The organism is Sulfuricurvum sp. RIFOXYD12_FULL_44_77 (assembly GCF_001830725.1).
Taxonomy (GTDB): domain Bacteria; phylum Campylobacterota; class Campylobacteria; order Campylobacterales; family Sulfurimonadaceae; genus Sulfuricurvum; species Sulfuricurvum kujiense_A.
Genome location: NZ_MIBU01000234.1, coordinates 1 through 5,144, shown reverse-complemented (window position 1 = coordinate 5,144; position 5,144 = coordinate 1). Strand labels below are relative to the sequence as shown.

7 protein-coding genes are annotated in these 5,144 nt (G+C 47.2%); 4 read left to right on the top strand and 3 right to left on the bottom strand.

The window, feature by feature from the left end; genetic code table 11:
- The first annotated feature begins 211 nt into the window (after nucleotides 1–211).
- A complete protein-coding gene (locus A2517_RS08400) occupies nucleotides 212–505 on the top strand; it encodes a nucleotidyltransferase family protein (RefSeq protein ID WP_294896028.1) in 294 nt (97 codons plus the stop codon).
- Nucleotides 498–851 (top strand): DUF86 domain-containing protein, encoded by a 354-nt coding sequence (locus A2517_RS08395; protein WP_294896026.1) that lies wholly within the window; start codon nucleotides 498–500, stop codon nucleotides 849–851. Before A2517_RS08400 ends, A2517_RS08395 begins: the two co-directional genes overlap by 8 nt.
- A 23-nt stretch (nucleotides 852–874) precedes the next feature.
- On the opposite strand, the gene clpX is transcribed toward A2517_RS08395, so the two are convergent.
- The 3 genes from clpX to A2517_RS08380 are packed head-to-tail and all read right to left on the bottom strand — an operon-like array spanning nucleotide 875 to nucleotide 3,523.
- Nucleotides 875–2,086 carry an ATP-dependent Clp protease ATP-binding subunit ClpX gene (gene clpX, locus A2517_RS08390; RefSeq protein ID WP_294896024.1) on the bottom strand — a complete coding sequence of 404 codons (1,212 nt, stop codon included), beginning with the start codon at nucleotides 2,084–2,086 and terminating at the stop codon, nucleotides 875–877.
- Entirely contained in the window at nucleotides 2,086–2,682 is a 597-nt protein-coding gene (locus A2517_RS08385) for an ATP-dependent Clp protease proteolytic subunit (RefSeq protein ID WP_294896022.1), read from the bottom strand. The genes clpX and A2517_RS08385 overlap by 1 nt, the downstream gene beginning before the upstream one ends.
- Before the next feature lie 10 nt (nucleotides 2,683–2,692).
- Nucleotides 2,693–3,523 (bottom strand): SIR2 family protein, encoded by an 831-nt coding sequence (locus A2517_RS08380; protein ID WP_294896020.1) that lies wholly within the window; start codon nucleotides 3,521–3,523, stop codon nucleotides 2,693–2,695.
- 130 nt (nucleotides 3,524–3,653) lie between these two features.
- On the opposite strand from A2517_RS08380, the gene A2517_RS08375 reads away from it, so the two are divergent.
- Nucleotides 3,654–4,898: a DEAD/DEAH box helicase gene (locus A2517_RS08375; protein WP_294896018.1), complete on the top strand. Its 1,245-nt coding sequence runs from the start codon at nucleotides 3,654–3,656 to the stop codon at nucleotides 4,896–4,898.
- A partial coding sequence (locus tag A2517_RS08370; RefSeq protein WP_294896016.1) for a Tex-like N-terminal domain-containing protein occupies nucleotides 4,895–5,144 on the top strand: 250 nt, incomplete at its 3' end. The genes A2517_RS08375 and A2517_RS08370, both read left to right, overlap by 4 nt.

Genomic DNA, 5,144 nt, shown 5'->3' with positions numbered 1-5,144 from the left:
TTGGTGGTGGCGTTGTTATCTAAATAGACTCGTTTCATTGTTTGTCCTCATATGTCGGATAGTATGAAGAGAGAATGCAAGATTTGTTCGAGAGGGGGGAAGCCGTATCAAAAAAGGCTTTATAACGATAGTGCTATAATACATAAAAATAACGCTTGATGCTACTACGCAAAATCGGGCTATAATTTTAAATCTTGCTAGAGGATGGACTATGATCTCAAAATTGAATATTCTCGATTTTCTTTCAGATCATAAAGAGACATTACACGAGCGTTTCGGTGTCACTCAAATCGGATTATTCGGGAGTTACGCACGAGACGAAGCCAACGAAGAGAGCGATGTGGATATTGCCGTCGAGATCGATGCCCCTAACAAATTTAGAAGTTTTTTCGGATTGAAACACTATTTAGAAACCAATCTCTACCCTAAAATCGACCTTGGGATCGAAAGCACTTTGAAGCCGATTGCTAAAGAGTTCGTGAGCAAAGAGATCATTTATGTCTAAACGCGATTATTATCTCTATGTCAGCGATATGATCGAATCGATTGAAGCGATAGAGAGTTATGTGAGAGGGCTTGATTTCGAGGGATTTTTGAATGATCGAAAAACCTACAGTGCGACATTACGGGAATATATTGTGATCGGTGAAGCGATCAACGCGATTATCGATCTGTTAGAAAAGCGTTTTCCCGATTATGAGTGGCGATTGGTAAAAGATTTTCGCAATTTCATCGTTCATGAATATTTCGGAGTCGATCCGAGAATCGTGTGGGATTTGACGACACAAGAACTACCGATTTTAAAAGCAAAAATAGAGCTTTTGGATCACTCGGATTTTTCAGAACTTTAATTATGAAAAGAGAACAAGAAGCCTCACGCCTCAGCGTGCTCTTCTTTGTAAACGTAGATAGGCTCATTATCCGGATTGTCGATGACCGCTTCGGTGATGGTGACGCTTTGGAGATTCTTCTTCGACGGACAGCTAAACTGCAACGGAAGCATTGCCTCCTCAATAATCCCACGTAACCCACGTGCACCGACACCGCGATCGATAGCCTTTTGCGCGACCGCTTCGAGGGCTTTATCTTCAAAATTCAACTCGATACCGTCCATGTCGAACAATGCTTGGAACTGTTTGATAAGGGCGTTGTCCGGCTCTTGGAGAATTTGGATCATTTGATCTTTGGTGAGTTCCCCCAACTGTGCCACGACGGGGATACGTCCGATAAATTCGGGGATCATCCCGTAATGGACAAGCGCTTTGGCATCGATTTTCTTCGGCTTGGCATCGGCGGCGGCACTTTTGCTGAATCCCACTTTGTTCGTTTTTTTTGTATGGGTATCGGGGACGAGACCGACAAAGGCTCCTCCGCAGACGAAGAGGACGTGAGAGGTGTTAAACAATACCGTTTCGGTGGTAGAGTTTTTACGGCTCCCTTTTACGGGAACGTACACTTCGGCACCCTCTAGGATTTTGAGCAACCCTTGCTGTACCCCCTCGCCTGAGACATCGCGACCCATCGTGGAGCTTTCCCCTTTGCGGGCGATTTTGTCCACTTCATCGATGTAGATGATTCCCCGTTGTGCGAGTTCGATGTCGTAGTTCGCGGCGGCGAGGAGGCGGCTGAGGATGCTCTCGACGTCTTCACCGACATAACCCGCTTCGGTAAGTGCGGTGGCATCGGCAACGGCAAAGGGGACTTGCATGATTTTAGAGAGCGATTTGGCGAGTAAAGTTTTACCGCTTCCCGTCGGTCCTACGAGCATAATGTTCGATTTTTCAAGTTCGACATTATTGTAGATCGGGTTTTCGATCCGTTTGTAGTGGTTATAGAGGGCGACGGCGAGCACTTTTTTCGCGTCATATTGACCGATGATGTATTTGTCCAAAAACTCGACGATTTTCTCAGGAGTCGGAAGCTGCTGCTGCATCGCGGAGCGCTGCTCGTAACGTACCTCTTTTTGGAGTATTGCCGAGCAGGTGGTGACACACTCGTTACAGATATGGGTCGTCTCGGAAGAGAACATTTTTTTCACTTCGCTTTGCTTTCTCCCGCAAAATGAACACGATTTTTCAGTACTCATCAGACATCCTTAGAGGTGAATTTTGTGAGGATTTCATCGGCTAGACCAAATTCGATTGCCTGCGAGACTTCCATATAATTGTCGCGGTCGGACTCTTTTTCAATCACTTTGGTACTTTTACCCGTTGCCTCGGCAAGGATCACGTAGAGGCGGCGTTTGAGGTTCAGGATATGTTTGGTATGGATCTCAATGTCGCTCGCCTGACCTGAATAGCCTCCGAGAGGCTGATGGATCATCACTTCAGCATTTGGGAGCATATAGCGATGCCCTTTTTCGCCGCAGGTAAAGAGTACCGCCGCCATCGACGCGACAAGCCCCATAGCGTAGGTATGAACAGGGGCGTTGATGAGATTCATAGTATCTAATATGGCTAATCCCGCCATCACCGAACCGCCGGGTGAACTGATATACATATGGATCGGTTCATCAGGGTCCATGGCCTCCAGATAGAGCAGTTGGGAGACGATAACCCCCATCATATGATCATCTATCGCTTCGGTGATCACGATAACACGATCTCCGAGGAGTTTGGAAAAGAGGTCAAAATAACGCTCTCCACGCGGTGAAACATCTTTGACGGTTGGAATAAACGGCATACGAGGCTCCTTATACAAATGCTTTGATGAATTCAGGAAGCGACATAGGGATCACTTCAATATGGTGTTTTTCGATGAACTTTTTCTCTTTTTTACCCAGCTCTTTGTCGGTGATGACATAGCCCCCCTCTAAATCCAGACTCAGTTCGTTGGCCACCATACGGTCGGTATCACGGTCGAACGACGTTCCCAAAAAGAGGTATTTTTTCGCTTTGCGGTAAGTTTTGAGGATCTTCGGAACGGCAAATCCCCCCATCGCTTCGGTGAGCCAATCGACGTAATCGGCGTCAGAGATGACGAAGGTTGGATTGGGAAGGGGTGAGCCCATCGGTTTAAAGAGGATTTTCTCAGCCGTTTCGAGCACTTCGTCATCGACTAAAAAATATTTTTGGTTTTCAACATCGTATTCGTACACTTCATAACGGTTCAAATGACCCATGATCCGTGATTTACCGATGATAAGACAGTGCGGAGTGTAGGCTAAGAGTTCTTGAAATTTGGTGTCACGGTTCGTATCGACAATGTAGCGCGGGGACATATCGGCTATCGCTTTGTGCAGCGGGGTGGGTTCGAATGGTTTTGTATAGATATGGGTCATAAGCTGTGTCATATACTCAACCCCGCGACGCTGTTCGAGATGCATCGCGGCACGGGAGTATTCGAACATAAGGCGCGGTGACATCGCACGTCCCCCGTTCATCGCCAAAATAAGCGAATCGCTATCATGCGGGACAGCTTCTCCCTCTTTGGTTAGTATTCCCTCAAACACCCCTAACCCGAAGTAGGGGATCGTGGTCTGATTCCGCAACTCTTTTTTGATCGTCTCTATTATGGTGTCCATCGTGATCCCTTGTGGAGCTTTGGAAAGTAAGATGCATTTTATGTTCTTATACGAGGGAGATCAAATCGTATTTAATCCGCTTGACACCTAAATAAACTTATACTTCCCATACTATTTACGAGGAACTTCTATGCCATTTTCACAACTCGGACTTTCACCTTTGCTTCACCGTGCGGTGAGCGAAGAGGGCTACACTGAGCCAACCGCTATTCAGGAAAAAGTGATCCCTCTTGTCTTAGAGCACAAAGACGTACTTGCCCGTGCGCAAACGGGAAGCGGCAAAAGTGCCAGTTTTGTCTTGCCGATTTTACAGCTTTGGTCGGCAACGCGCGGCGAGGGGAAAGGGAAGATCAAAGCCCTTATTCTCACTCCGACGCGGGAATTGACGCTACAAGTGGCTCAGACGTTTGAGAGTATGGGAAAATATCTTCCGATAAAACCGAAAGTGGTGAGTGTCATCGGAGGTGAGAGTATCGGTGATCAGCTCTACGCAATACAACAAGGGTGCGACATTCTTGTCGCAACATCGGGGCGATTTCTCGACGTTTTGAAAAAAAAGCAGATGAATTTGTCGCATTTGGAATTTTTTGTCCTTGATGAGGCCGACAAAATGCTCGACCTCGGATTCGCTGAAGAGCTGGAACTGATTTTAGAAGCTATCCCCTCACAGCGTCAAAACCTGCTCTTTTCCGCGACCTATCCGCCAAAGATGGAGATGATCGCCTCTCGCATCACCCAAAACCCGATCCATATCTCTATAGAATCAGAGATGCCGACCGTACAGAGTATCCAACAGCGGGTTATCGAAGTGAATCCCGAAAATCGGGGTCCTTTGTTGAGACATCTTCTTGAGAGTGAAAAATGGGAGCAGGTGTTGGTCTTTATGGCGAATAAACGAGCCTCGGATAATATCGCCGCGAAATTTCGCAAATACGGATTTTCGGCCGACTCGTTTAACGGCGATCTCCTCCAAGAGGATCGTAGGTATGTATTGGAGCAGTTCAAAGCGAAAAAAATCCGTATCCTCTTTGCTACCGATATCGCCGCACGGGGACTCGACATTGACGACATAACCTGCGTTATCAATTTCGATCTTCCCCGCTCTCCGGCTGATTATATCCACCGTATCGGACGGACGGGTCGTGCGGGGAAATCGGGTCTGGCGATTTCGTTTATCGGATTCGCTGAACGGGATCATTTTAAATTGATCGAAAAACGCTCCTCTATTAAGCTACCGCGTGAGCAGATCGAGGGGTTTGAACTCGCAGGAACTCCACCGCCCAAAGTCAAAGGCCCCGATCCAATCAAGGGAAAAGGGAAGAGCAAAAAAGACAAAGCGCGTGAACTTGCCGCCAAAAATGCAGGAAACCGATGAATAGCCTAAATGATCTACTTTCCCAAAAGACGGGACTCACCGCCAAAACCGTTACCAATATTCTAAAACTCCTCGAAGAGGGTTCCACCATCCCTTTTATCGCCCGCTACCGCAAAGAGATGACAGGCGGTGCTACGGATGAACAGTTGCGTGAGTTTGAGAGCATCTACGGCTATTCGAAAAAACTGCTGGATCGTAAAGAGGAGGTAGCACGTCTCATCGCAGAGCGCTCGGAGTTGAATAACG